Origin of the sequence: Magnetococcus sp. PR-3 (assembly GCF_036689865.1) — a bacterium.
GTDB lineage: Bacteria > Pseudomonadota > Magnetococcia > Magnetococcales > Magnetococcaceae > Magnetococcus.
The window spans coordinates 78,341-104,037 of the sequence record NZ_JBAHUQ010000006.1 but is presented as its reverse complement, the minus strand read 5'-3'; the positions used below and the strand labels follow the sequence as shown (position 1 = coordinate 104,037).

Annotated in this window: 18 protein-coding genes; 8 read left to right on the top strand and 10 right to left on the bottom strand. The window is 49.7% G+C overall.

The genetic code is table 11. From position 1 onward, the window contains the following. Positions 1-42: 42 nt before the first annotated feature. Positions 43-3,579: a PAS domain S-box protein gene (locus V5T57_RS06155; RefSeq protein ID WP_332890297.1), complete on the bottom strand. Its 3,537-nt coding sequence runs from the start codon at positions 3,577-3,579 to the stop codon at positions 43-45. A 424-nt stretch (positions 3,580-4,003) separates the two neighbouring features. On the opposite strand from V5T57_RS06155, the gene V5T57_RS06150 reads away from it, so the two are divergent. Then, on the top strand, positions 4,004-5,416 hold the full coding sequence (locus V5T57_RS06150; RefSeq protein WP_332890296.1) for a sigma-54-dependent transcriptional regulator: 1,413 nt from the start codon (positions 4,004-4,006) through the stop codon (positions 5,414-5,416). A 266-nt stretch (positions 5,417-5,682) separates the two neighbouring features. Next, the gene (locus V5T57_RS06145; RefSeq protein WP_332890295.1) at positions 5,683-6,777 is read left to right on the top strand and encodes a hypothetical protein; all 1,095 of its coding nucleotides are present in this window, start codon (positions 5,683-5,685) and stop codon (positions 6,775-6,777) included. Between the two features lie 485 nt (positions 6,778-7,262). On the opposite strand, the gene V5T57_RS06140 is transcribed toward V5T57_RS06145, so the two are convergent. The 5 genes from V5T57_RS06140 to V5T57_RS06120 all read right to left on the bottom strand — a co-directional run bounded on the left by V5T57_RS06140 (position 7,263) and on the right by V5T57_RS06120 (position 13,939). Further along, entirely contained in the window at positions 7,263-8,216 is a 954-nt protein-coding gene (locus V5T57_RS06140; protein WP_332890294.1) for a LysR family transcriptional regulator, read from the bottom strand. 406 nt (positions 8,217-8,622) lie between these two features. After that, the gene (locus V5T57_RS06135; RefSeq protein WP_332890293.1) at positions 8,623-9,549 is read right to left on the bottom strand and encodes a LysR family transcriptional regulator; all 927 of its coding nucleotides are present in this window, start codon (positions 9,547-9,549) and stop codon (positions 8,623-8,625) included. Between the two features lie 572 nt (positions 9,550-10,121). Then, a complete protein-coding gene (locus V5T57_RS06130; protein ID WP_332890292.1) occupies positions 10,122-10,718 on the bottom strand; it encodes a transglycosylase SLT domain-containing protein in 597 nt (198 codons plus the stop codon). Positions 10,719-10,739: 21 nt separating this feature from the next. After that, complete coding sequence (locus tag V5T57_RS06125) at positions 10,740-13,256, bottom strand: CHAT domain-containing protein (protein WP_332890291.1); 2,517 nt, start codon at positions 13,254-13,256, stop codon at positions 10,740-10,742. Between the two features lie 35 nt (positions 13,257-13,291). After that, positions 13,292-13,939 carry a topoisomerase DNA-binding C4 zinc finger domain-containing protein gene (locus V5T57_RS06120; protein WP_332890290.1) on the bottom strand — a complete coding sequence of 216 codons (648 nt, stop codon included), beginning with the start codon at positions 13,937-13,939 and terminating at the stop codon, positions 13,292-13,294. A gap of 91 nt (positions 13,940-14,030) precedes the next feature. On the opposite strand from V5T57_RS06120, the gene V5T57_RS06115 reads away from it, so the two are divergent. From V5T57_RS06115 to V5T57_RS06105, 3 genes are all read left to right on the top strand, one after another. After that, on the top strand, positions 14,031-15,071 hold the full coding sequence (locus tag V5T57_RS06115) for a hypothetical protein (RefSeq protein WP_332890289.1): 1,041 nt from the start codon (positions 14,031-14,033) through the stop codon (positions 15,069-15,071). 169 nt (positions 15,072-15,240) lie between these two features. After that, complete coding sequence (locus tag V5T57_RS06110) at positions 15,241-15,468, top strand: hypothetical protein (RefSeq protein ID WP_332890288.1); 228 nt, start codon at positions 15,241-15,243, stop codon at positions 15,466-15,468. Then, positions 15,468-15,968, top strand: a complete 501-nt coding sequence (locus V5T57_RS06105) for a MerR family transcriptional regulator (protein ID WP_332890287.1) — start codon at positions 15,468-15,470, stop codon at positions 15,966-15,968. The genes V5T57_RS06110 and V5T57_RS06105 overlap by 1 nt, the downstream gene beginning before the upstream one ends. On the opposite strand, the gene V5T57_RS06100 is transcribed toward V5T57_RS06105, so the two are convergent. The 4 genes from V5T57_RS06100 to V5T57_RS06085 all read right to left on the bottom strand — a co-directional run bounded on the left by V5T57_RS06100 (position 15,965) and on the right by V5T57_RS06085 (position 21,398). Then, complete coding sequence (locus tag V5T57_RS06100) at positions 15,965-16,633, bottom strand: septation protein A (RefSeq protein WP_332890286.1); 669 nt, start codon at positions 16,631-16,633, stop codon at positions 15,965-15,967. The two genes, V5T57_RS06105 and V5T57_RS06100, sit on opposite strands and share 4 nt — an antisense overlap. A gap of 114 nt (positions 16,634-16,747) precedes the next feature. After that, the gene (locus V5T57_RS06095; RefSeq protein ID WP_332890285.1) at positions 16,748-17,911 is read right to left on the bottom strand and encodes a hypothetical protein; all 1,164 of its coding nucleotides are present in this window, start codon (positions 17,909-17,911) and stop codon (positions 16,748-16,750) included. Between the two features lie 35 nt (positions 17,912-17,946). After that, on the bottom strand, positions 17,947-18,312 hold the full coding sequence (locus V5T57_RS06090) for a hypothetical protein (RefSeq protein ID WP_332890284.1): 366 nt from the start codon (positions 18,310-18,312) through the stop codon (positions 17,947-17,949). Positions 18,313-18,317: 5 nt separating this feature from the next. After that, positions 18,318-21,398 (bottom strand): efflux RND transporter permease subunit, encoded by a 3,081-nt coding sequence (locus V5T57_RS06085; protein WP_332890283.1) that lies wholly within the window; start codon positions 21,396-21,398, stop codon positions 18,318-18,320. Positions 21,399-21,896: 498 nt separating this feature from the next. On the opposite strand from V5T57_RS06085, the gene V5T57_RS06080 reads away from it, so the two are divergent. The 3 genes from V5T57_RS06080 (at position 21,897) to V5T57_RS06070 (ending at position 24,996) form a co-directional block, all read left to right on the top strand. Continuing rightward, entirely contained in the window at positions 21,897-22,976 is a 1,080-nt protein-coding gene (locus tag V5T57_RS06080; protein ID WP_332890282.1) for a TRAP transporter substrate-binding protein, read from the top strand. Positions 22,977-23,057: 81 nt separating this feature from the next. Then, positions 23,058-23,597, top strand: a complete 540-nt coding sequence (locus V5T57_RS06075) for a TRAP transporter small permease subunit (RefSeq protein WP_332890281.1) — start codon at positions 23,058-23,060, stop codon at positions 23,595-23,597. A 106-nt stretch (positions 23,598-23,703) separates the two neighbouring features. Continuing rightward, positions 23,704-24,996: a TRAP transporter large permease gene (locus V5T57_RS06070; RefSeq protein WP_332890280.1), complete on the top strand. Its 1,293-nt coding sequence runs from the start codon at positions 23,704-23,706 to the stop codon at positions 24,994-24,996. Positions 24,997-25,697: the final 701 nt, after the last annotated feature.

Genomic DNA, 25,697 nt, shown 5'->3' with positions numbered 1-25,697 from the left:
CCACGCACACAGCGTAAAGATACCATCACCCTAAAAAAGAGGTTAGCCCTCTGTTGGCCGATTCACTTGATCCTGTGAATAGCGCTGAATGGTCGCCAGTAGATCTCTTTTACGTATGGGTTTGCTCATATAGTGGTTACACCCGGCCTGCATAACACGTTGGGCCGTATCCCCCATGGTATCTGCTGTCAGTGCAATAATAACGGTGGGGTCAACTCCCTTATCCAACTCCCACTGGCGGATCTGGTGCGTGGCTTCAATACCATCAAGCCTAGGCATTTGTATATCCATAAGGATAAGGTCAGGTGCTGCATCCTTATATTTTTCTACACCTTGCAGACCATCTTCTGCCATAAGTAACCGATGAGGCTGATCATCCATAAACGCTTGTATCAATAAGCGGTTATCCTGGGCATCATCCACCACAAGAATGGTTAAAGCGGGCTGATCATCCAACGACACACTCACCATCTCTTGGTGCGTTTGGCAGGGTTCAGGTGCTGGTGCCGAAGGCAGGTTTAAGACAAATGCAAAGCAACTCCCCTGCCCTTCCTGGGTTTCTAAAGTGAGCTTACCACCCATCATTTCTACCAGTTTTAAGCAGATGGTTAAGCCTAACCCAGTGCCCCCATGTTGGCGAGCCGTATGGGGCGCACTTTGGGTAAAGGGTTCAAAAATAGCCTTTTGACGTTCTGCCGCAATACCAGGGCCGGTATCCTTAACCTTAAAGTGGATATCAACCTCAGATTGGTGCTCAACCTCTATGGTCACATGGCCTGATTGGGTAAATTTAACGGCATTACCTATTAAATTGAGCAGTACCTGACGTAGACGGGTTGGATCACCAGAAACCCAAGGGGGAATGGCCCCTGTGTACTGCAACTGTAAGCCAATCTCTTTTTTCCTGGCGGCATAATTGAACATCTGCACGGTGTTGGAAACCAGCAGGGAGAGATCAAAAACGGTCTCTTCTAACGTCAGTTTATGGGCCTCAATTTTTGAGATATCCAGAATATCGTTAATTAAAGTAAGCAGCCCCTCACCAGAACGGTTTAGAACCTCTAAATATCCCGCCTGTGTCTCATTTAAAGCGGTTTTTTGCAGCAGCTCCCCCATACCTAAAATGGTATTCATCGGGGTACGGATCTCATGGCTCATGGTGGCCAAAAAGGTACTCTTGGCCTGGTTGGCCGCATCGGCACGCTGTTTGGCTGTAAACAAACTCTGTTCCAGAGCTTTCTGTTCGGTCACATCCTGTGCCATCAATACATAGCCAATGGTCTCACCCTGACCATTGTTGATACCCGCTAAGCGAGAAGCAATGGTACGGGTGCCTGATGAATGCTGCTGCTCGGTAACATAGCGATGTTCCCCATCCTTTTTGACCGCCGCTATGGCTTGATCAAAACGATAGGCAGGAATGTGTTGCTCTAGGTGAATCTCCATAACCGTACGGCCAATAACCTCATCCGCCTGTTTTCCAAACACCTGTTCCGCAACAGGGTTAAAGTATGTAATACGGTATTCCAAATCTGTCGCTGCAATGGCGATTTCGGTAGAGTGCTGAAGAATATTATCAATATAGGTACTCTTCTCTTGCAGAGCCTCTTCGGCCCGGCTGCGTTTAATAATACCCGCCATGGTATTGGCAACCGCTTCAAGAAACTCCTCTTCATCTGCACTACGGGGATGTTCATGTTCCAAGTAGATATTCAACACCCCTAAGCAGTTTTCGCCATCCATAATAGGTGTACAGTAGTGACCATGAGGCTGCATTCCATCATACGAGACCGAGTGTAGATCTTCGTCAGAACGCACAAATACAATCTGCTTTTTCTGCAAGGCCATACCACACGCGCAGGTACCACATATAACCCGATTACAGGTATCGGTCAGCAGCTCCATATCCCGATGCACCTGAAGCACCAACTCCTGCTTGTGCGGATCGGTCAGAAAAATAGCTCCACGGTTTAATGTGGTGATACGAGATTGGGTCAACACAACATCTAAGGCACGCTCCAACATCTCTTTCAGACTCATAGAGGCAACAGCCGCTTCCAAGAGCGCACTAATCACGGCCCGGTCCTGCAATATCTGTTGGTTTTGTTGCGCCTGTAACTCCCGCTGGGTCATATCAAACATAATACCCAGAAGCTCAGTGGGCTCCTCCTGCTCATCCTTAACCACCGTGACGACATCATGAATCCACTTCACTTCACCGGATTGTGTTATACAGCGGTAGTTAAAGCTGTGGTCTTCCCCTTTTTCGGTACTAACTTGACAATAGTTGGTCGCCCAAGCGCGATCGTCAGGATGAATACGCTCTGCCCAACACTGCAAACCTGACCAACTATCTGCAGGATACCCCAAGATCGATTCACTCTCTGGGCTAATATAGGTAAAGCACCCTTTTTTCAGATCATAACGCCAAAAAATAGCCCGAGATAACTCAACCAAAGAGCGGAACATTTGCTCCCGTTGACTCAGCGCCAATTCGGCTTGATAGCGCTCACTGATATCCCGCGCCGCACCAATTAAAAAACGTCGCCTGCCATCCTGATGAAGGTGAGCATTGATCTCGACAGGAAAAGAGCGGCCATCCCGACAGAGTACACGGGTTTTAAACAGTAGATTTTTTTGCTGAGCAAAGCGTCGCATCAACCGCTGCCAAGCTGACAAATTACTGAGCCGTGTCTCCAATTCGTACAGACACTTCTGTCTTAGTTCAGCCAGATCATACCCCAAACGGTCACACGCGGTTTGGTTGGCATCCATAATCCGGCTGGTGTGGTAATCCACCACAAAAATGCTGTCATGGGCCTGATCCAACTGCTTGCGAAACCGCTCTAACCGGCGGTGTTGTTGTTGATGCAACTGAACATGCTGCTGCCAACGACGATAGCCGATCAGTAAGAGAACAGACCCCAGCAACCACACCCCACCATGACTGGTCATCTGTACCTTAAGCGCTTGGGCTTTGGCCTCTTGATAGGGAGCTAACCCAACGTTCACACCCAGTGCTGCCACCGATTGTTGCGTATAGGCGTGGCACTGCTGACAATGGGGTTTCATGGTAATGGGGCGGTAGAGTCGATAATGGAGCTTTCCCTGATAAATCCCCGTTCCTTGTATCTCTTTTTTTCCACCAAACAGGTCGGATAAAGCTTGCAGTTCCCACCCATCTGGGTGGTTTTGACTGTTTAGCGGCTCATTACTGATCATACGAATGTGCAAGGTGTGGTTCTTAAGATCAGGATTGGCCCCCGCTTGAGGCACCGAAAGCATTTGAAAAGCTTGGTTTAAACGTTCTGCTTGCCGACGGTGCTGCGTACGCCCCGAATCACCCTGGTTTTGATGTTCCATGCCATGGTTACGAACCCACTGCAACAACGTATTGGCTGTACGGTAATCAGACTCCACCTTAAGCTGCATCAGCTCATCAACAGAGCGCATCTCTCCATGGGTGTCCCAATACAAAGAGGCACCAAAAACCAGCGTCCATAGCACAAAAGCAGACAGAAAGGTGCGTTGAACCATCCGGTGGTCGTAGCCATGGGTGAACGGTGCATTACCAGACATGCAGGGCCCTTTTAGAAAAGTCAGACTCGGTTTGTAACAGAAAATAATGAGAGATTTTGTGATCTTATGAGATATCTAACCCATACAGAGCGCTGGTCAACCCGTTGAAAATGCCACACAGATAGAACCAGATTTTTATAAGTAACTGAAATATTGAGATTTGATCAATTTCTACAGTAGAAACGCCGGTATATTACGCCAACACAACTATTACGTCCAACAGAACAACTTTATGCCCTCACTATTCTATTATGGACAGTTTTTGTAACGGTAGAATGTTAGGTAAAGTGCATAGATTAAGTGTGTATTTGTTCATCTATTCACTTTTTATGCACTGTATGGATGATCCTCAGATCATTTTCTTTTAAACTGGTTAGGTTTAGGCTTCGTTTTTAATACATTCTTAATCTTATAAGGTTGTGCCATGTCTCTGGATGCTGCTCAACATACCCTGCTGCTGGTTGAAGATAGTGCCTCCATGGCCATGGTCTACCAGGAGTATATTAAAAGTGATCCGAACTGGCAGGTTACGCACTGTACAGATGGTCACAGCACTTTGATCCACCTACACCAACAAATTCCAGATCTCATTTTGCTGGATCTACAACTGCCAGATATGCATGGGTTGGAAATTCTTAAATCCATTCATGAACAGAACCTACCAACACAAGTGGTGATTATTACCGCCCATGGCAGTGTTGATACAGCAGTAGAGGCCACCCGCCTGGGGGCATTTGATTATCTTGAAAAGCCCTTTTCCGCCAACCGCCTGTTGGTAACCATGGGCAATGCCCTGCGGCAGAAAGATCTCTCGCTTGAGGTACAAGCTTATCGAGATAGTTTTGAACGTGATCAATTTCACGGTTTTATTGGTGCTTCCCCCACCATGCAGGGGGTCTATCAAACCATAGAAAATGCAGCCCCAAGTAATGCAACCATCTTTATCACCGGTGAATCCGGTACGGGTAAAGAGGTGTGTGCCGAGGCGATCCATAAAGCCTCATCACGTAAACGCAAACCTTTTGTCCCGGTTAATTGTGCGGCCATTCCAAAAGACCTCATTGAAAGTGAGCTATTTGGTCATGTTAAGGGGGCATTTACCGGTGCTGTTTCAGATCGCCAAGGTGCGGCACAACGCGCCCACCATGGCACACTTTTTTTAGATGAAATTGGTGAATTACCCCTGGATCTACAGAGCAAATTATTACGTTTTCTGCAAACCGGTCATGTACAGAAAGTCGGTGCACAAAAAGGGGAAACGGTGGATGTCCGGATCTTGTGTGCCACCAACCGTGAACCGTGGCGAGAGGTACAAGAAGGGCGTTTTAGGGAAGATCTCTATTACCGTTTAAACGTCATCCCCCTTCACCTTCCCCCTCTTCGCGAGCGGGAACAGGATGTTCTATTATTGGCACACCATCTTTTACGACAATACAATACCGAAGAGAAAAAACAGTTTGAAGGCTACAGCAGTGAGGCTGAACAGTTAATATTGGGCCACAACTGGCCAGGTAATGTACGAGAACTACAAAATATGGTCCGCCATGCTGTCGTGCTCAATGAGGGCACCCAGTTAGAGGCCAGCATGCTGCCCTCTCCGGTTGGTGGAAAAGCGGGTCACCGCACCACAACCACCCAAGCCCCTTCATTGCAAACCGCAACCCACCCACACGATCAGGATGCTATTCTTCCTTTATGGTTGGAGGAAAAACAGATCATTGAACGGGCCTTAAAAAAATGTGGCCATAACATTCCACAGGCTGCCGCAAAACTGGAGATCAACCCTTCAACCATCTATCGGAAAAAACAGCTCTGGAAAAGCAAAGGCGCTGAATAGCCCCCCTCTCCTGATATCTAAACCAACCCTTATACGGTCCAAAACATTGGGATCTTACCGGACAAACAAGCGTAAGCTTATTGGAGCATACCGACATCCCCTGCCTGAGATCCGCTGCTTACAGGGGAGCATACAGATCAGATCATGCGCTGAGTTCACAGTTCACCACAGAACACGGCATTAAATTTGCATTATAAATGATTGTATGGAAACAAGATCTTTTCCGGCCATAACGGAAGGCCGGTCGCAACCTTTAGGATGGATCCATGGCCATGGGTAAACAGATTATCATGCTATTGGGCGCTCTGCTGCTGGTGGGTATCTCCCCTGCAGAGGCCAAACGACCTGATCGCTCTGCCGAACTCATTTTTAAAGATGATTTTGAGCGCACCGAAGTAACCAACGATGACCAGCAATGGTACATGACCCGTATGAACGGTATTGGTTGTGGACGTGTTAGCCCCGCTTACCGATCCCCACAAGATCAAAATCAGGGGATCGCGCAACCCCCTGTGCAGATCCGTGAAGGTCAGCTTTTATTAAGTGAAAGCTCCAGCGGTGCGCCCATTCAATCCTACCGTGTGATCAACCGACCCATTCGGCGTATTGGTTTTGAGTTCACCCCCATGAACGTCATGGGCGGTGTGGATGATCGGGCTTGGATCGGTACACGGATCCAATTTATGGACCGTAATAACATACTGTTAGGTGAGTTGTGGCACTACTTCTTCAACCGCCACTACCAACGCCCAAAAAATACCTCAACCCGCTATGCCGTTGCTGTTAAAGGGCGTTTTGATGGGGTTAAGCGACGTTTGTCCATTGAAGTGGAAGAGCTTATTCGCCGCTATCTTAAAGGGGTGGATCCTGATCAGATCGCCCGTACGCTGGTTATCTTTGAGCTAGGTGCCGGCTGGTGTGGTTCTGAAGTCGCGGGTAGCTTTGATAATGTTGAGATCTTTGCCGGACGCTCTGCAGAGTATACGCTCACCCAGCAGGAGGTCTTGGCCATTGGTCGCTCAGTGACCCCTTCCTACCTTCGGGATCATGCCTATTTTCCTGAAAACTGGATTCGTCGGGTACGGGCCAAATACCAACCCCAGCGGGTCGATAAATGGTTAAATGCCATGGAGACCTATCTACAACAAAATCCTAATGATTTTGTACCGTTAGTAGAACGCATGACGGGGATTACGGACAAACAGATTATTGAAACCAGCTTTGCCGTGCGGGTGTTGTTGGATAATAAGGATCTACCCGGTTTGGATGATCCCATTCAAGGCTCTATGAAACAGCTGGAAGAGGGTATGCCCACCAAGATCGATCTGAATGAGGCCCACCTGAAAAGGCGTCGCCGCTAAACCAGATCTCTTCAATCTGGACCTCTAAAAGAGAGTTATCCCACCGGGTAACTCTCTTTTTTTTGCGGTTGCCACACCCCATCCATACAACCTACCCATTCTCACGGGTCTTGATCCAAACAAGCAGATTTCAAACCCCGCAAAAGATTGTGATCTAGTTTGTCATGCCGTACATGGCGATACATGCGTTAAGGTCATTGGGATATCACGTTTGAGCATGGTAGCGCGCTACAGGTATAGATATGGATATAGTGCTCATACCCAGCCCTTCATACAGCCAAACGCAGCCTATCTCGATACAATCCTTGGGCCTTACACCCAGATATAACCCATACAGACCACAAGATTGGTCTCATCCACACAACAGATCCACAAAGTCTGCTTTTAATCATAAATATTTATTTTTACGCTTAATCCACGGAGAAGGCACAAAAAAAAGCAAGCCAATGGCCTGCTTTTTTTATGCTTACCGGTCGTGTACACCCTTACCGGATAATGCCATCGTCACAATTACTCTCATCCCGCCAGCACGCTTCTTTTAGCACATGTTTAATCTGTTGACGGAACCATACGTGCGAAGGATCTCTCTCTGTACGTGGGTGCCATGCCAAGGCCATGCGCAGTGCAGGGGTTTTAAAGGGTAACTTCTCAACCCTTAAACCCAATGGACGTGCAACCACTTTCGCGGCACCTTCTGGCATAACCGCCATAACATGACTGGAGGCCAACATGGCAGGCAACATTCCAAAAGAGGAGAGCTTGCCAATGATATTGCGCTTTTTACCCATCTCCGCCAGTGTTTCATCCACCACCGTATTATCCATACCACGGGGATAATAGTGAATATGACGGGAGTTGAGGAAGGCATCCATAGTCAGCTCGCCCTCCTCGACACCTGGATGGTTCGGGCAGAAAACCGCCACATACTCCATACTGAACAGACGGTTGAGACAAACCTTTGGTGGTACCCACTGAAAACGGCTGAAGACCAGGTCGACATCCCCCTTCTCCAGATGCGCCACCTCTTCATGCCCCCCCACATCCACCACCCGCACCGTGGATTTAGGAGCAGCCTGGCTCATGTGGTTTACCAAACCTGGCATAAGCATGGCCGATGCATAATCGATCATGCCAATACGGAACAAGTCCGTTGCAAGCATAGGATCAAAACCTTCTTGATTCAATGCCTTACGAACTTCCGAGAGTGCTTGAGCAACCGGAGTGGATAGCTCTAAAGCCCGAGGGGTAGGTTCCATACTGGAGCCCGTTTTGACAAACAGCGGATCATCAAAGAGCTCCCGCAGGCGGCGTAATGTATTACTCATTGCCGCTTGGGTGATCCCCAAAGCACGACCAGCACGGGTCACACCACGCTCGGTCATCAGCGTATCAAACGCCACCAGTAGATTAAGGTCGAACTTATTCAGATTGTGTTTCATGCTCGAACCTGACATGTGATCTTTAGAAAAAAAGTCCTGATGGATGGTTGATTACCGACCATTCGCCGATTTCAATCATCCATTAAGCCCCGACACAAACGCTATTCTCATACTTCTTTATGTCACTCTAGAATTAAGAGATTCTCTCTTTATAAAGAATGACATAAACAAAAACTGACACACATGACCTATAGATAATCTGACAACACAGCCATTTTTATGTTGCGTTATCTAGCATCCACGGATATAAATATCAGCGTTTGTTAATTGATTCCCGCTCATACGGTCCGCTTCGGCTTACCGGTGGGCGGTTCTAAGTTGTTACGGTTGCTCGCAGTAGCCGTAGCGCGACGGATCGGTGGAGCGGCCTCCCCCCCCCTCTGTGCCATGCTCTGCCGGTCCGTTTTTATTTACATCCCCCAGTACTATCCAATTCCGTCAACATATGTAGTACCTGCTCCCGGAACCACTGGTGTGGTGCACTATCCTCAGCCCGATCATGCCACACCATAACCAACTCAAGTGGTGGTGCTTCAAAGGGTAGCGGTTGGGTTTTTAACCCCATAGCTGGTGCGATCACATTGGCGGCGCTACGTGTAACAGCGGCAACCAGATCGGTCTCAGCAACCAGGGTTGGTACCATACCAAAGCTATCTAAACGCACAGCGACGTTACGCTCTTGACCAATGGCCTTAAGACCCAGATCAACCAACGCTTCTTTAACTTTGGGCGGATAGTAGTGGACATGCCGTGCCTGGAGATAATTTTCCAGGGTCAGAGGCTCTTTGATCGTGGGATGTCCAGGACGGTAGAGACAGACAAAAGGAATTTCGCCAACCACCCGTGACTTCAAGCCACCCGGTGCTTGATCCAAACGGCTCAAAACCAGATCCACCTCACCGGACTCCAACATCTCCCCTTGAAAATCCCCGGTATTAATCACTTCCAGGACACAGTTGGGGGCATGCTTCTCCAGATAATCGAGCATGGTCGGAAACACCAACGGAACGGTGTAGTCCACCATACCCACCCGGAAAACATAGTGGGATGAAGAGGGATCAAAACTGTCATTATCCAACGCAACATGAACCAGCTTTAAAGCCGATTCAATCATGCTGGAGAGCTCCATGGCTCGGGGTGTGGGCTCCATCCGGGCACCGGTCTTGATGAATAGAGGATCATCAAAGGCATTGCGCAGACGTCGCAGTGTATTACTCATAGCAGCCTGGGTAATGCCCAAACGACGTCCAGCACGGGTCACCCCACGCTCCGTCATTAGCGCATCAAAGGCTACCAACAGATTAAGGTCGAATTTGTTCAGTCCTTCTTTCACCGAATACCCCACATGGCTGGAATACCCCTGATTCTTTTTTAAAATTTTTCAGATGGACGATTAAACCGTAAGATGGAACAAAGCTTTACAATTATGCTGGTACAAACATCTAGGGTCTGTTTTCTGTCGCTGGAAAACAACCCCACGGCCTGTTTGGTGGTCAGCTAAAAGCAATACCTGTTCTAAAATCCGGTATGTCCTTACTCAAGGGGTCTGCCGGTTTTTTTTTGTCCGAAAGAGGGCGAGAACGTACCGTCACACCCCACATCACCACCTACCCCATTTTTTTCACTTATAAACAGAGTAATTGAAAAAAATGACAGAGGAAAGCATTCCGAACACTTTTATGCTTCTGCATTACCCACCAAAATTCCGGCAGGCGGATCGTATCACAACAGATTCCTGTCGCTTTGGTACCCCTACCAAAGGCATGTTGCCCATAGAATCTTCAGATACCCCATCCCAGAATCTTTATAATGGCAGAAATGGCACGCCGCTACCAGCCAACTTTGTAAAATAGTTACCTTTGCTGCCACATTGTTGCTGTGGAATAGGGTATGAACAACGTGTGATCAACGGCACGAGGAAAGTTGTTGGCGGTAAAACTGGGCACGCTTGGCAACTTTAGCGGCGACTTTAATCAGCCAAGGTTTGCGTTTATAGGTGCCCCGTTCATAGCCGCCATGACCTTCATGGTAGGCAAGGTATTGATTACGGGCATCCCACATGGAGAGATTAAGCCGTTTATGGCTCTGGCGGGCATACCAACCCACAAAATCAACAGAATCGGCAAAATCGGTACGGTCTGCTCCGCGGTTACCGGTTTTCTGTTTATACCAATCCCACGTACTATCGAGCGCTTGAGCATAACCCAATGCAGAAGAAGCGCGCCCCCAGGGTATAACCCATAACAGATGTCGCCTAGGCGGCCGTGCATCGGCACGAAACTTAGACTCCTGGTGGATAATGGCCATCTGCACATGAACGGGCAGTCCCCACTTTTTCTCAGCATGCTCCATCGCCCGCGTCCAACTACGCTGATGTTCAAACACCCCACATGCACGATCAAGATTAGCAGGGGGAAGAGCGCCACACCCAGCCAAGACCAAGACCATTAGCACCATGGACCAACGGGAAAAACGCGAAAACACAGGGGTGTGGGTAGACATAAGCCCTTTAACTTTCAGACCTTAAGGTCGATCTTTTTTTGTGGCCGGACGACTATGGATACCCAAAGTACGTACCCTTACAGGTGGTGGATGCCCCACCACCTGGAACGTAGCCCAGTAGTGAGGGTGGGTCAATCCATCCCGTTGCAGGGCGCGTTGTACCATCTGTAACGCACGTGGTGGGTTCTGCTTACGCACCACCCGATGGTAACGGCTCATAAACCGGTCCACATCCACCCCATCTAACCGCCACATGCCATGTAATAGATGGTCTGCACCAGCATACAACCAACCGCTCTGCATCGCTAAGACACCACGACCCCGGCTGACCCCGTCCCCTTCTGCAATAATACCGGGGAGTAGAACCAACCGTACCGGCCAACTTTGGCTGAGCAACTCTTCCAAATAGAGCTCGCCATCCTCTCCCAAACCGGCATTTAATGTGACAGAACTCTTCCAGGGTCGCTCTTCTTCTAACCGCCAAATGGCATCCAGGTGCAGACGCTCGCTACTGGGGCCATGGCGTTTTAACGCCGCTTCACTGGCACGGGTACCCGTGAGTACACGAACTTCTGTGGGGCGGCGGTCATTACCCTGTTGACTCAAAGCAGCCTGCTTACTCTCAAAAGCCAGCGCCATAATGCGCCGCTCGGATTCGCTCTGGCGACCCTTGCGGGAGAGCACACCGCTACCCTCAACGGCTAATAGATAGCGCTTCCAGATCTTGCCCGGCTGCCTTTGCCAAGCCAAAGCCGTGGCAGAGGGCAACAGATGCAAGGTGTGATGCTTCATGAGCGGACGGTCGGCTTCATCCAACAGAGCAGCCCAGGGCAGGAGCCTAAGTGGGCCGTCGGCCACCAGGGTCACCCGCTGGATATGGCGGTCAATTTTTAGGGGTTTCCACAGACGGTCATACAGGGATCGTGCACCAATTTTCCAGCCCTCTTCATCACTGGGCCGTTGGATCAGACGTCGCCAATCTTTGACGGCCTCACCCAACCGCTCCCCATTGAGGGTATAGACACGGGGATCCCCCTTATGCTTGACCACAAACGCCAACAGTGTCTCCTGGAAATGATAGTAGGTGACCGCTCGGCCACCTGGACCTATGCGCTTTTGCAAACGACGCAATGCATCTTCCCCAACCGCACCAACCATGGGGGCTAAATGGGGATACTCTTGCGCTATCTGCTGGCGTAAACGACCAGGTTCCGCTTCAATATCCTTAAAGGCGTTGGGGTCTGTATCAAAACGACGCACCGTCAGCTGCTCTTCGGCTGTCTCCAGCGCATGAATCAGTTCGGCCCCCTTACCGGCACCTTTGATGAAATGACGGTTATAAGCCAGATCAGATACCAAGGTACGCATACGAGCCCGCTCGGCGATTTCAAAGGCCTCGGCGGTACGTCGTTTTTTGAGTAAAAGATTAATCAGATCATGGTAAACCCCGTCATAATCATGGGCATAACCTGTGTGGGCAGTGGCATCACGAATGGAAGCACGCCGGGCTTCGATCCACCCTGCAGCCTGCCTGAGATCCTCCAGCGCGTCATCCAACTTACCTTGTGCCATGGCAATACGGCCACGATCATGCAGTGCCGCCACCATAAGCCCAGGAAAACTCCCCCGGTAGGGATTATCCAGCAGTTGTGTATAGTGGGTAACAGCCCGCTCCGTGGCACCTGTTTCAAACAGAACTTTAGCTAGAATAAACCGCTCTGGTAGGTAGCGGGCTGGCTGATTACGCAGATTATCTTCCTGATTCACCAAATTGGCCGCCTGCATCACCCCCTGAACCGGATTGATAAAGCTGGCTGCTATGAGCAAAAACCCCAGTGGGTGGGTACGATCATAGCTCTCGACCAAGCTACGTGCCCCTTGGTAATCCTTAAGTGCCATTAAAATACGTAAACGGGCCATGGTCTGTTTACGGTGTAGAGCACTGCCCCCTGTTGGGGTACGTAAAGCACTCAGCCGTTTAATGTACAGCCGCGCTTCAGATTCCAGTTCAGAAAAAGCATGTGACAGACCAGCGGCTTGAAGAACATTGGCTTCTATATATGCCCATTCAGAGTTCTTATCTTTTTCATGGCGGTTTTTATAACGTACCTTCTCCAGCAACTCTAAAGCCTGTTTGGCATCATCCATCGCATCGGCATACCGCCCCATGTCGATGCGCATTAAAGAACGCCACGCCATAACCGAGGCTCTCTTCTCCTCCGCTGTGATGGTCGCAGGTGCTTCATTAAAATAGTCCGTGTCCGCTGCCCCCATACGTACCATGTTAAAAAAGCGCTCGGCACAGCTCATAAACTTTTGATAGTTACGAACTTCAAAGTAGGCTTTGCAAAGATCCTGTAACGCTTCATCCCCCACCTCTGCATCATCTTTAGCCGTATAGTTGTTCTCATACCACGTAATGGCTTGATCATAGTGGCGCTTAAGCCGGTATTGACGCATCTCCCAAGCGGGATCTACAGCACAACCCGTTATAACAGCTAATAATGTGAGAAGAATAAACAGGCGTAAACGACCCATGATCCCTCCTGACAGGAATCTAATGTGGTATCTCATCAAGATGATTGGATGGGAATGAGTGTCCGACACTCAGGGTAGTTACCACATACCCAAAAGCGTTTGCCGGCATGTTGCCCTTTCACCACCTTTTTGCGCTGCATGGTACTGCCACACTTATCACAAGTACGTGACGCTGGTTTAGGTTGTGGTGGCAGCGGCGGCAGTTCTTCTTGAGGTTCTGGCAAGGGGGTGCGGGGCAGTGGGGATTCGGGCATAACAGGTTCCACATGGGCCTGGTTCATCCCCTTTTGCCACGCCAATGCGGCCTCGCGTACCGCTTCACTATCCACCCGATCATTCCAGACCTTAACTGGCAACCCTGTCTGCAGTAACTGTTTGACCCGCGCACTATCCTTGTTCAACACAATCAACCCCAAAGGCCGGCCATGTTGACGATCCATAATTAGATAGTCTGGTGATACACCAGAGGTTAAACCAAACAGAATGGCAGGATCTGGGCGGATCAGCAGTTGAAAAGCATCACCTAATAACTCAGAGAGCTCATCGGCCCCTTCTGTTACCTCACTGGGTAAAAAAAACCCACCCTGCTGGACAACATCCGCTGTTTGTTGCCGTGCTGACAGCCACAAAAACAGAATAATCGCGCCCAAAAGCAACAGCACAAAAATGATAAAATACTGCATTTTTTCAGACCCTTCATACCTAGTCTAGACAGGGATTAATTACCTTGGCGTGTCGATGATACCTTGGCCTGCCCAGGGAGAACCCACTACAATGAGCGCAAGCACCGGGCCAAACTTCCCAGGACCTCAACCCATGTTCAATCGCCTACTCCACTATCTTCACCGTCGAAAGAGACCCCAAGAGCCGGTGATCCCATTCTCCCATCTCCAGGAGAACGCTGAACAACGCCGCCACCGCATGCGCCGTACATCTGGCCTGCTGGTCGCTTTGGTGATCCTTTTGGTGGGCTTGGGGCTGGTACTCTGGGTGCTACTGGAACATCTGGTTGCTAACCCACACCTTGCATTAATTGGAGGTGGCATGGTGTTTTTTATCGCCTTGCTCAACGCCTGGTTGATCTATCGGCTTATTCGTGGCACCCCACCTTCTGGTATCGAACGGGGTAAGCTCTCCTTTATACATATGGGTTGGAACTGGGCATGGAACTACTTGGTGATCTCTTTACGGGGGGAGATTGCCTTTGTAGAACCGACCCGTAAGCAGGTCGATGATAACCGTCAAACGGGATTTGCCGGTATTCTCACCAGTGAAATGGTCGCTCTGAATACCGATGAACGTATTGAAGGTGATCATTGGCACGCCTATATGGAAGAGCTCGAACAGGCCGATCACGCATACCACGAATATCAACAAACCCTAGAAGAACAGTTTGAGCAGGAATGGGACGACACCCTTCCCAGGGAAACAGCCCCACCCGAGCCCCCTGAAACCGAGGATACAGAGCCCTCCGCCCCGTCAGAAAATGAACAGGAACAGGAAGAACCGGTCTGGGTCCAACGCCGGGTGTCGGATCTGGAAGCTGAATTAGATGCCAGCCAGCAAGCGTATGATGAGGAGCTGGATGCCGTGTATACCGATAAATCCAGCGCATCCCCCGCACAGCCCAAAACCACACAGCCAGAAGAAGCCCTACCCTCCCCCGAAGAACGGTTACGGGAGTTTTTACCCCAGGATTGGCCCCCCCAGGATGAGACATCCACCAACTGGGATACCCCAGATCAAGCCTCTGACGATGAACAGACTGAGCAGACTTCTCACCCCAATGACTTCTTCAAAAAATCTGATACTTAACTCTTATATAACCCCGTCCCGCCCCCACCTTTTGAGCTCAAAAATTAGACCCCGCTGCTTTAGATATTAGCCTTTACATATATATATCTTAAATTAGATGTTGCCATTATCTAAACTTCACTTTAAATTTAAAAGCGTGTCAATCCTACTGTTTGCGTGGAGAGCTACCATGGAAAGCATTAAAACCATCATTCACATCGATCCTTCACTGGATGCTTCAGCCCAGTCTGTCTGCCTGAATACCATTGGCAATTTTAAGGGTGTTTTAGAAGCAACCTTTGCAGAGACACGTCCTCATCTCTTGCGGGTGGCCTATGATCATGATAGTACCGATGCCAGTACTGTGTTAACCCAGGTACGGGATATGGGTTATCCCGCCCAACTTGTGGATCTGTAATGGAACGATTAAAAATCGGGGATGTTTCCCGAGCGTTGGGGGTGGCCACCAGCGCCCTGCGATATTATGAAAATCAGGGCGTGGTCACCCCGCAGCGTAGTGATGGGGGTACCCGTTTTTATACCACAGAGGATATACAGCGGTTCCAGTCAGCGCTGGATCTGGCTCAGGCCGGTGTACCGATTAAGGTCATTCAACAGTTGGCGACGGTGCGTCATTTGAGTGATACCGGGGATCAGGCCAGCCGTGAAGTAGCCGACCTTATTGCGCCCATGTTGGCGGATGTTCGACAAAAGGCAGCCCTGTTTGCGCGGGTTGAGGCGGATTTGGCCAAGGCCATGGACCAAGTGCAGGCGTGTAAGACCTGCGACGATCCCCCCACCTGCAACAGCTGTCGAAGTTGTGAGATTATTCCCACCCTCATGGGTGATGAAGGGGCAGATGTCTTTAAGGTGATCTGGAACCCCTGCCCACCGCAAAAGATAGAAGAGGTTAATTAACCCTTCGGGTTATTGTCGACAGCCTCTTTACCCGCCTTCAGCGCATCCTCTACGCTGGAGGCATCAGCCTGCTCGCCCTCTTCTTGGGGTTGCTCCCCATGACGCGACATATAGAATGCCTGCCCAAAGATAAACAGGATGGTCAACCCCATCAGACCAAACAGTTTAAAGTTGACCCAAATCTCTTCAGAATAGTTATAGGCCACATAGAGATTTAGGGTTCCTGAAAAGAGCATAAACACGACCCACGCCGCATTAAGCACCCGCCATTTTTCATTGGGCATGGTGATTTGATTATCCAGCATACGCTGCACAAGTACCCGCTTCCCAATGATATGGCTGGCCAGAAAACCGGTGGCCAACAACCATTGCAAGATGGTGGGCTTCCACTTGATAAAGACCGGATCTTGAAAGATCAGAGTCGCCCCACCAAACAAGATCACCATAAGCAACGTAATCCACATCATGGAAGGCACATGACGGTGTTTATACCAGTGGTAGAAGACGTTGAGTATGACCATGACGATTAAAGCGGCGGTGGCACTGAAGATACCATCGGTCTTATACACCACAAAAAAGACCACAATCGCCATTAGATCAAGCAAGAAGCGCATGATTTCAATCCGTTGAAACCTGAAGATCAGGGGGGTTAACTGCTGTAACATACAGCGGAGCTCCCCTCTTTATACACCCAAAGGGATGCACGCTCCAGACAGAGCGTGCAATTATCAGCTGGCTACACCTATTCTTTATGCAGGTTTTTAAACAAAAACATTTGATTAAAAGGTATTTCCTGGGGGCATTTTTGCAGTCTTCAATTTTACCATCACCAGTTGTAGCAGAAACTGGGCAATACCTGCCGCAGCCAGTGGTGCCACCCAGGCATACCCTTTAATAGCCCCCAACCCACAGATCACAAACAGTGCCGCCCGACCTGGGCTACCCAGCTCAATGGCACTGCGTGCTTCGCTACGAAGCGGGGTCTCCAAGCCTGGCCACCACCATAAAGGCAGCAGGTGGGTCAATGCACCCGTAATGAGGGGGAAGAGAAAACCAATAAAGAACAGCGGCAAGGTGTTTTCCGGTGACATCCAACCCAGGGCAATAAACAGGCCCGAGAACATCATGATCACAAACCCTATCACGGCGGCCAGTAGGGGCCAGGTAGCGCCACCGCCATCAAAGATCTTATCCCGGAAGGACCACAGGCTACGCAGCCACGCCACCAAAGGCACCAACCATGCCCCCAACCCAATGAGATAAAAAATTCGGAACCCAGCAGCCCCCAAGGCCAAAGCCACGGTACCAACCAGCGCCCAGGGCCAGTGCTTGTGTAACCGTCGTACGGCATCGGTATCCGCATAACCTGCGGCGGTAGGCAGTAGAACTTGCATGGTACTGACCGCTGTTAGCCCGACAAAACCCATCAGATTTAAATGGAGATGAATGGACCGTAGCGGCACCCAATAGTCGGGCATAAACAGACCCACGGTAATGGCGACCAGACCCAACATAAGGCTAACCAGTGCACCTTCATACCAGCGCAGACCTGGATGGGGGTCCCCCAAACAGTTTTTACGCCGCTTTTGGATCCAGGCAAAGGTACCCACAACCGCCACCATCCCCATGACCGCACCCAACACAGCCCAACGTCGGTCATAACTGAGCGCCGCGATCACGACCACACCTGCCAACAGGCCCAAAAGCGGCCATCCCCAAACCACAGGGGTTGGCTGACTGGAACGGGTCAATGTGGCACTGAAGTAGAGCATATTGGCCAAGATCAACGGTAGAATGGCCGCCCCCAAAATCACATGGCTGCGTGCTTCGGTCGGTAACCACTCTGCCATGGCGGCATAGGCAATTAAACAGGCCAGTGCCACCAACCCCATGGCGGGTAGATAGCGGGCATAGGTGGGTTTGTCCAAGGGTGTCATAGCCATGATCTCATCCATAAAAAAGATAACATGAGGGCAGTTTATCCCCCTTGCTTTAGTACCGCTATGATCTTAATCACCCAGGGTTGGTTCAATGTTTGTGATGCTTTTTCAAATTTCTCAATCACATGGGCCCACGGTACAGCCCCCCCACTTAACATTATAGGGGATTGATTTTTCAAAGGGTTGCTCTCACCATCATCCATAATGAAGTGGCGTAATCCTTGGTCCCTTTGCCACTGCAACAGGTGCTCTACCCGCTGGCGATCATAGGCCAGCTGAAAACGATAAAGCACACCCTCTTGTAACCAGATAAAAAGATCCAGATCCTCACCCTGAAACCACTGCTTCAAGCAACCATCAGCCTCCACAGTTTGTGCAGAGGGTATCTCCCGTAGCTCAGACATGGCAATCAGGCCGGCTTACGATCATGCCAGCGACGCATGGTGATCAGGTACAACAGTGGAATAAGGAACAGGGTAAGCAGGGTCGAGAGCCCCAAGCCCCATACCATGGCAGTGGCAATGGTACCCCACATGACCGAGGTTCCTGCCAGACCGGCGGCCAAAGAAAAAAGCCCGGCAATGGTGGTTAAACTGGTAATGAGAATCGGCACCACCCGGCGACGGCCCGCATAGATAATGGCATGGGTAACACTCATACCACCACGCACCCGGCTGTTGGCTGCAGAGATAAGAACAATGGCTGAATTGACCGCAATTCCCGCCAGGGCCACCACCCCATAAATGGTATACAAGCTCATGGCATGGCCGGTCACCAGCAGACCAAACACAACCCCCGTAAAGGCCATGGGCATAGTGGTTAAGATCATCAGAGGTTGAAAATAACTGCGGAATTGCGCACCCAGGATCATATACATAATCCCGGCCCCAAATAGAAACAGGGTCAGAATATTGGCTTGAGACTCCTCAATATCATCCATCACCCCACTGAAATCCAGATCCACTTCTGGATAGAGAGCCGCATACTTCTCCTGCCAAATTTGGCGGATCTGATCATTGGCCATTTTGGTATTAATTTTGGTCTGGTCCAGCTCTGCTTCAACCGTAATGGCCCGGCGGAAGTTATGATGAAAAATAATATCTACCCCAGGTCCGGTCTCCTGCACCACCAACCGAGCAAGCTCGGTTCGCTCACCCCCAGGGAGAATAATGGGGGTCGCTAAAAATCCAGAGATATCGGTGAAAGGGCGATCTTGAGCTAAAACCCGCAACTCCACCTTTTCTCCACGGTGCTGCATTTCCGACACCACCTCCCCATCCCCCAACAAGCGGATCAAGCGCATGACCTCGCCACTGGTCAAGCCAGCACGGCGGATGGCATCATCATCAGGCTTTAACCGTAATTGTGGTCGTCCTGCGGCATGGGTATCGGTGACATCACTGGTTCCCTCAATCGCCATGACAATGTTTTTGACCTCTTTTACAGCCGGGATCAAACGATCATAGTCACTACCCCTCACCTTAACAGCAATGGGCTTGGTCACCGGTGGACCACCACTTAAGGTTAAAAAAGTGATCGAAAGAGGTCCTGGCACAGAGGTCACCGACTGACGCATACTTTCAATAATTTCATCCACCGGGCGGCGGGCACTTCTATCGGCATTTAGGCTAACAAAGACCTGCCCATAGCGATTGCCCATCATAGGTTTGGTTTCGGTAAACATTTGACCCGCATAACCAAAGACCGAGACCACCTCACCCTCTTTTAAATGTTGGCGGGCCCGTTGTACCACCCGATCTGTAACACCCAACGTTTTATCAAGGCTGGAACCTGGTGGCATTTTAACATTGATGTAGAACAGTGGAATTTTCTCCATAGCAAAAAATTCCATACGTACCCCACCGGTTGCCACAATAAAAATGGCCGCGATAACCGGGATCAACGAGGTGATGAAAAAGAGCCAGGGAATACGAAATACTTTAATCAGTAAACGGGCATACTTGACCCGCAGTTTATGCATTAAATTAGCGCGGATACGCTGGGTACGGCTGGGGTTTTTGAGGTTTACTTTAATAAAGGAGACATGGGCGGGCAGCATCCAGTATGCCTCAACCAAGCTAAAGGCCAGGGCAAGGGTCACCACCATCGGCACCACCTTCATAAACTCCCCTAAGATACCGGGGAGTAACATCAACGGCATAAAGGCAGCCATGGTTGTTAATACCGAAGCTGTAACCGGTGCAAACACCTCTCTTAGTGCATCGATACCTGCATCAATCGCCTCCTGCCCCCGGCGGATACGATCATAAATGCCCTCTACCACCACCACGGCATCATCCACCAACATACCCAGAGCAATCACCACACCTAGCAACACCATGACATTCAGGCTTTCCCCCAGGGCATAGAGCACCATAAAGGTTCCAGCCAGGGTAAAGGGAATGCCCAATCCAATCAGTAGTGCAATGCGTGACCCCAAAAATAACCACGTCGCCAAGACAACAAAAAGCAAGCCTAATAACGCGTTGGAACGCATAACATCCAGCGCCGACCGGATCATATGGGTCTGGTCATCGACCAGTGCCAGGGTTACCCCGGTATGGCTGGTGAGGGTATTGCGTTGATCCACATAATCCCGCACGCGTTGGGTCAGCTTGAGCACATTGGTGTTGGGAGATTTGGTAATGGAGAGCAGAACGCCGGACTTACCATTGAGCTGCACACGATTCTCCGCCTCTGCCCTGGCCCACAACACTTCGGCCAAAGAGCCAAGTGGGATCTCACCAACAGTGCCCTGTACAGGCCAGTTAGAGACCTTTTCTGGAGACCAGCTGGTGCCTTGAACCCTAACAATCCACTGATCTTGGCCAATGGTAACATCACCTGCAGAAAAATCTTGAAAACGGGCCTTCAGGGTGTCGGCTAACTGTGCAGGACGTAGCCCCGCCGCCGCTAAGGCCTGGGCATCAAAACGCACCTGGATCTCTGGCTCTCTTAGCCCTAAATCCATCACCCGACCCACACCATTTAGCCGTTCAATATCCCGTTTAACATGGCGTGCCTGCCGCCGCAGATTCTCGCCACCCCCGCCACCAAAAACCACCACCTGTGAGGTAGGAAAACCATTAGAGCTGGTGATCTCCATAATAAGTGGATCTTCAGCATCAGCCGGCAGTTCGCGTTGTTTGTTACGTACTTCACGGCGTAAATCATTGATACGTTTTTCCAGATCATCCGCATTCATTTCCTCAAAACGTACCAGAATACTGGAAACTGTTTCTAAGGAGTCTGAAACCACAAAACGAACATCATCCAGCTTTTCCAAGGCCTCTTCGATGGGGTCTGTAACCAGTTTCTCCACATCTTCGGCCGCAGCCCCAGGCATAATAGTGGTGATCTGAATCCAGTTAAAATTCATCTCTGGATCCTGCTGTCGGGGCAAGAGCGCGTAGCACAGGCCCCCAATGACCAAGATCACCAAAAAAGTCAAATTGGCAAAAACATGATTTTCTAAAAAACTACGTAACATGAAGCACCTTAAGGCATGACCAAGCATCCAGGCCACTCTCTGACCAGGGATGGAATCTTTTTGGATGAATAGAGTTTAAGCATACGGCATGGGTGCAGCCCCTGCCCAGGACCAACCCCAAGCCCCGCACCATCCTTTTTAAGCTTTTCAACTTAAACATATGAATGATATGCCGCTTTATAGGATGTTACCATTTCGGTCAGACACAAGTGCCAGGAGTAGTACCACGCAAAGCTTTGGGAACATAACATGGGCTACATCTCTCTAAGAGAACAGATCATACACACCCATACATCCATCAACCGATACAGGAAGATCTTGTAGCGATTAGTATTATATGGGTAAGTGTATGTTACTTTTATGGCGCATTGACTTCCTTTTTAGGTCCATTAATTTTAGAATAAACGTTACACACGACACACCGCTGTTACAAAACTTAAGACTTGCGCTTCTTTCGAATCGCTTCTCCCTTTCCAACTGGTAAGAAGGACACGGACGATGAAGATGCCTCTATTTCGTTTTGCGCTGGCTGGCTTAGCCACCTTAGGCATGGTGGTCACCACCACAATAGCCGATGCAGCCCCGAAGTATCGCTGGAAACTGGCCATGACATGGCCCACCAATTTCCCGATTTTTGGGGATGCGGTAAAAAATATGGCGGCCATGGTCAAAGAGATGTCCAATGGCGAAATGGAGATCCGGATCGACTCCAAAAACAAACATAAAGCCCCCTTTGGTATTCTGGACATGGTTAAAGCTGGCCAATACCAGATGGGACATTCGGCCTCCTACTACTGGAAAGGTAAGGATGTCGCTTTTATGCCTTTCACCACCATGCCATTTGGCATGACCGCACCCGAACAGTACGCCTGGTTCTACTACGGGGGTGGTATGGAGCTGATGAAGGGTGTGTATGATAAGCATGGGGTGATCTCGTTCCCCGGTGGTAATACCGGCAACCAGATGGGTGGTTGGTTCCGCAAAGAGATCAATAATCTGGATGACCTACAAGGTCTGAAGATGCGTATTCCCGGCTTTGCCGGTGAAGTACTCTCCAAACTGGGGGTTGTGGTCACTAATATTCCACCAGGTGAGCTGTATACGGGTCTGGATCGTGGCACCATCGATGCCCTGGAGTGGGTTGGGCCCTCTCTTGATCTGAACATGGGCTTCCACAAAATTGCCCCTTATTACTACACCGGTTGGCATGAGCCCGCCACCGAGCTGCAGTTCATGGTCAACAAAAAGAAGTTTGAAGGCCTACCTAAGCATCTACAAAAAATTGTCACCGTTGCCATGCAGTATGCCGCCTATGATATGTACACCCGCTCCTATCATGACTCGGCCATCAACTGGGCAAAGATTCAGAAAGAGTACCCACATATTAAGGTGCGCACCTTCCCAGCTGCTGTGATTGCACAGATGAAGGTTGAAAATGAAAAGCTGTTGACGGAAAAAATGGCCGCCAGCCCAACCTTTAAAAAGATCATTGAATCTCAAAAAGCCTATATGGTTAAGTCCCGCGAATGGACACGGATCTCTGATCATGCCTACCTAAAAGATAATCTGGGCGAATAAGTCACCCAGATCACCCAACGGCTGCCCTCTCTTATCTGGAGAGGGCAGCATACGTGTTGTTCTTCTCTGGAGAAGTACGCCATGCTCACCACACTGGAAAAGTGGTCTGATCGCATCATCGACTGGTTAGGTTATCTCTGTGCGATCATGATGATTTTGACCATGCTCAACGTCTTTTATGACGCCATCATGCGCTACTTTTTCCGTACCGGCTCCATCGCCATGCAGGAGATGGAGTGGCACCTTTTCTCCATGTTGTTCCTTTTTGGTATTGCCTACGCCTTAAGAACCGATGGCCATGTACGGGTGGATTTGATCTATGATCGTCTCTCACCCAAAACCAAGGCGGTGATTAATATCGCAGGAACGGTTCTGTTTCTTTTGCCCCTGGCATACTTGATTATACAAGGCTCTCTTCCCTTTGTGATGGAGGCTTACAATACCGGTGAGATCAGTGGCGATCCTGGCGGTTTAACCCATCGTTGGTTAATCAAAGCAACCATACCCCTGGCATTTGTCTTTTTAATCATTTCAGCCGTCGGTTTTATCATCCGCAACCTCCATGTGTATCGAGGGACAGAGTCCTTAAGCAGCCACTCAGCCAAGGATGATCTGTTGTGATCGCCCAGGCACGGCCAGCCTCTTCTCTTAGAACCATCACCCACTGTGTGATATCTCGTAAAGGTTACCCTATCGGGTACCTTACCGCTTTTGGAGTATCTGCCTCATGATCGGCATCGTCATGTTTGTGGTCGCCCTATTTTTGCTTTTGGTGGGCTTTCCAGTCGCGTTTACTTTTGGTGGTGTCGCGATTTTCTTTGGCTTGTTCGCTGAAGGGCCAGAGATCTTCAATATGATGCCCCATCGTATTTGGTCCATTATGACCAATACGGTGTTGTTGGCGATCCCTCTCTTTATCTTTATGGGGATTGTGCTGCAAAAATCCAAACTGGCAGAGCGCTTATTGGAGTCCATGGGGCTACTGTTTGGGGAAATTCGCGGGGGTATTGCCATCAGTACCGTACTGGTCGGTGCGTTACTGGCGGCTTCAACAGGTGTGGTGGGGGCATCGGTGGTGGCCATGGGGGTCATCTCTCTGCCAGTGATGCTCAAGTATAATTATGACAGCAAAATTGCCTGTGGTTCCATCTGTGCAGCAGGAACCTTGGGACAAATTATCCCCCCCTCCATTGTTTTGATTATTTTGGGTGATGTCTTTCAACAACCGGTTGGCGATCTGTTTAAGGCAGCCTTCTGGCCTGGTGTGACCCTAGTTGGGTTTTATGTGGTCTATATTTTAATTGTGAGCCTGCTCAAACCGGATATTGCCCCTGCCATTAAGGTCGATGAGATTGTCGGCAGTAAGCGAGATCAGGTCAAACAGGCCCTATTTGCCATCATCCCCCCTTTGACACTTATTATTCTGGTGCTTGGGTCTATCTTAACCGGTGTTGCAACCCCAACGGAATCGTCTGCAGTGGGCGGTGTGGGTGCCATTTTGCTGGCTGCTCTCTATCGCCAACTGTCCCTTCAAATGGTTTTTCAGAGTGCCCTGGAGACGGTTAAAATTACCGCGATGGTATTCGCCATTTTGGTCGGAGCAACCGCTTTTTCCATGGTCTTTACCTATACAGGTGGCGATTATCTGGTTGAAGATTTTATGATGCAGCTACCAGGGGAGAAGTGGGGCTTTATCCTGCTCTCTATGTTGGCCATCATGGTTCTGGGTTTCTTTATCGACTTTGTTGAAATTTCCTACATTATTGTCCCCATCCTGGCCCCCATTGCCGAAGGGTTGGGTATTAACCCGATCTGGTATGCCATTTTGGTTGCCATGAACCTGCAAACCAGCTTTCTAACCCCACCCTTTGGCTTTAGTCTGTTTTATCTCAAAGGGGTCGCGCCACCCTCTGTGATCACCACCGATATCTACCGTGGGGTTTTACCCTTTATTATACTCCAGGTTGCTGTATTGGGTATTCTTGTGGCTTTTCCAGGCTTCTTTGGCTTTACCCACTAAGACAACATCTAACAGGTCGGGTTACAGCCCCATTGGCACTAGGATGAGTTGTGCTGCACCGTTGAATGCCTATGTTTAGGGCAACACAACCATGGCATGGCATCCTCCGATAAACGGTATGAAGAAGGTACAACCGGACCTTAAAGGCGCCAAGCTATCGAGGTGTTAACATGCCAGGAGTGGCTCAACAACCCTACCGGTTTGCTCCCGTGCGCTTCTATGTAGGGATGACGTATCATCCATACCTGGGTGATATGCGCGCACTTTAAGATGCATCTCATCATTCCCATTTTGGCTGCTATCTTATAACCCTCTTCAACCCTGGACTTAGCCATGGGGAACGACAAGATTCTTTCCAGGGCGCATCAGATTCTCTAATAACTCTTTTCTATAACTACTAAACGGTAAACACACCGAATATTTCTACATCACACCATCACATCTATACCCAAACAAGCGCCCCACACTCCTTAGCAATCAGGTATCGCCTCTCTACCTTTAAGCCATTACCCGATTGGTAGCCAATAACTCTTAGCTCTAACCAAGGGTACCTGCACTGAAACCAATTCAAAACATTTGTGACAGTCTTCTTGGCTAGGCCAATAGGATCTAAACCATCCGTTTATCAGAAAGTTTCGATATACTAACGCTTCTGTACTGACAAAAATGTCATACCCTGCCTGTAAAGCGTCAACCCCAGG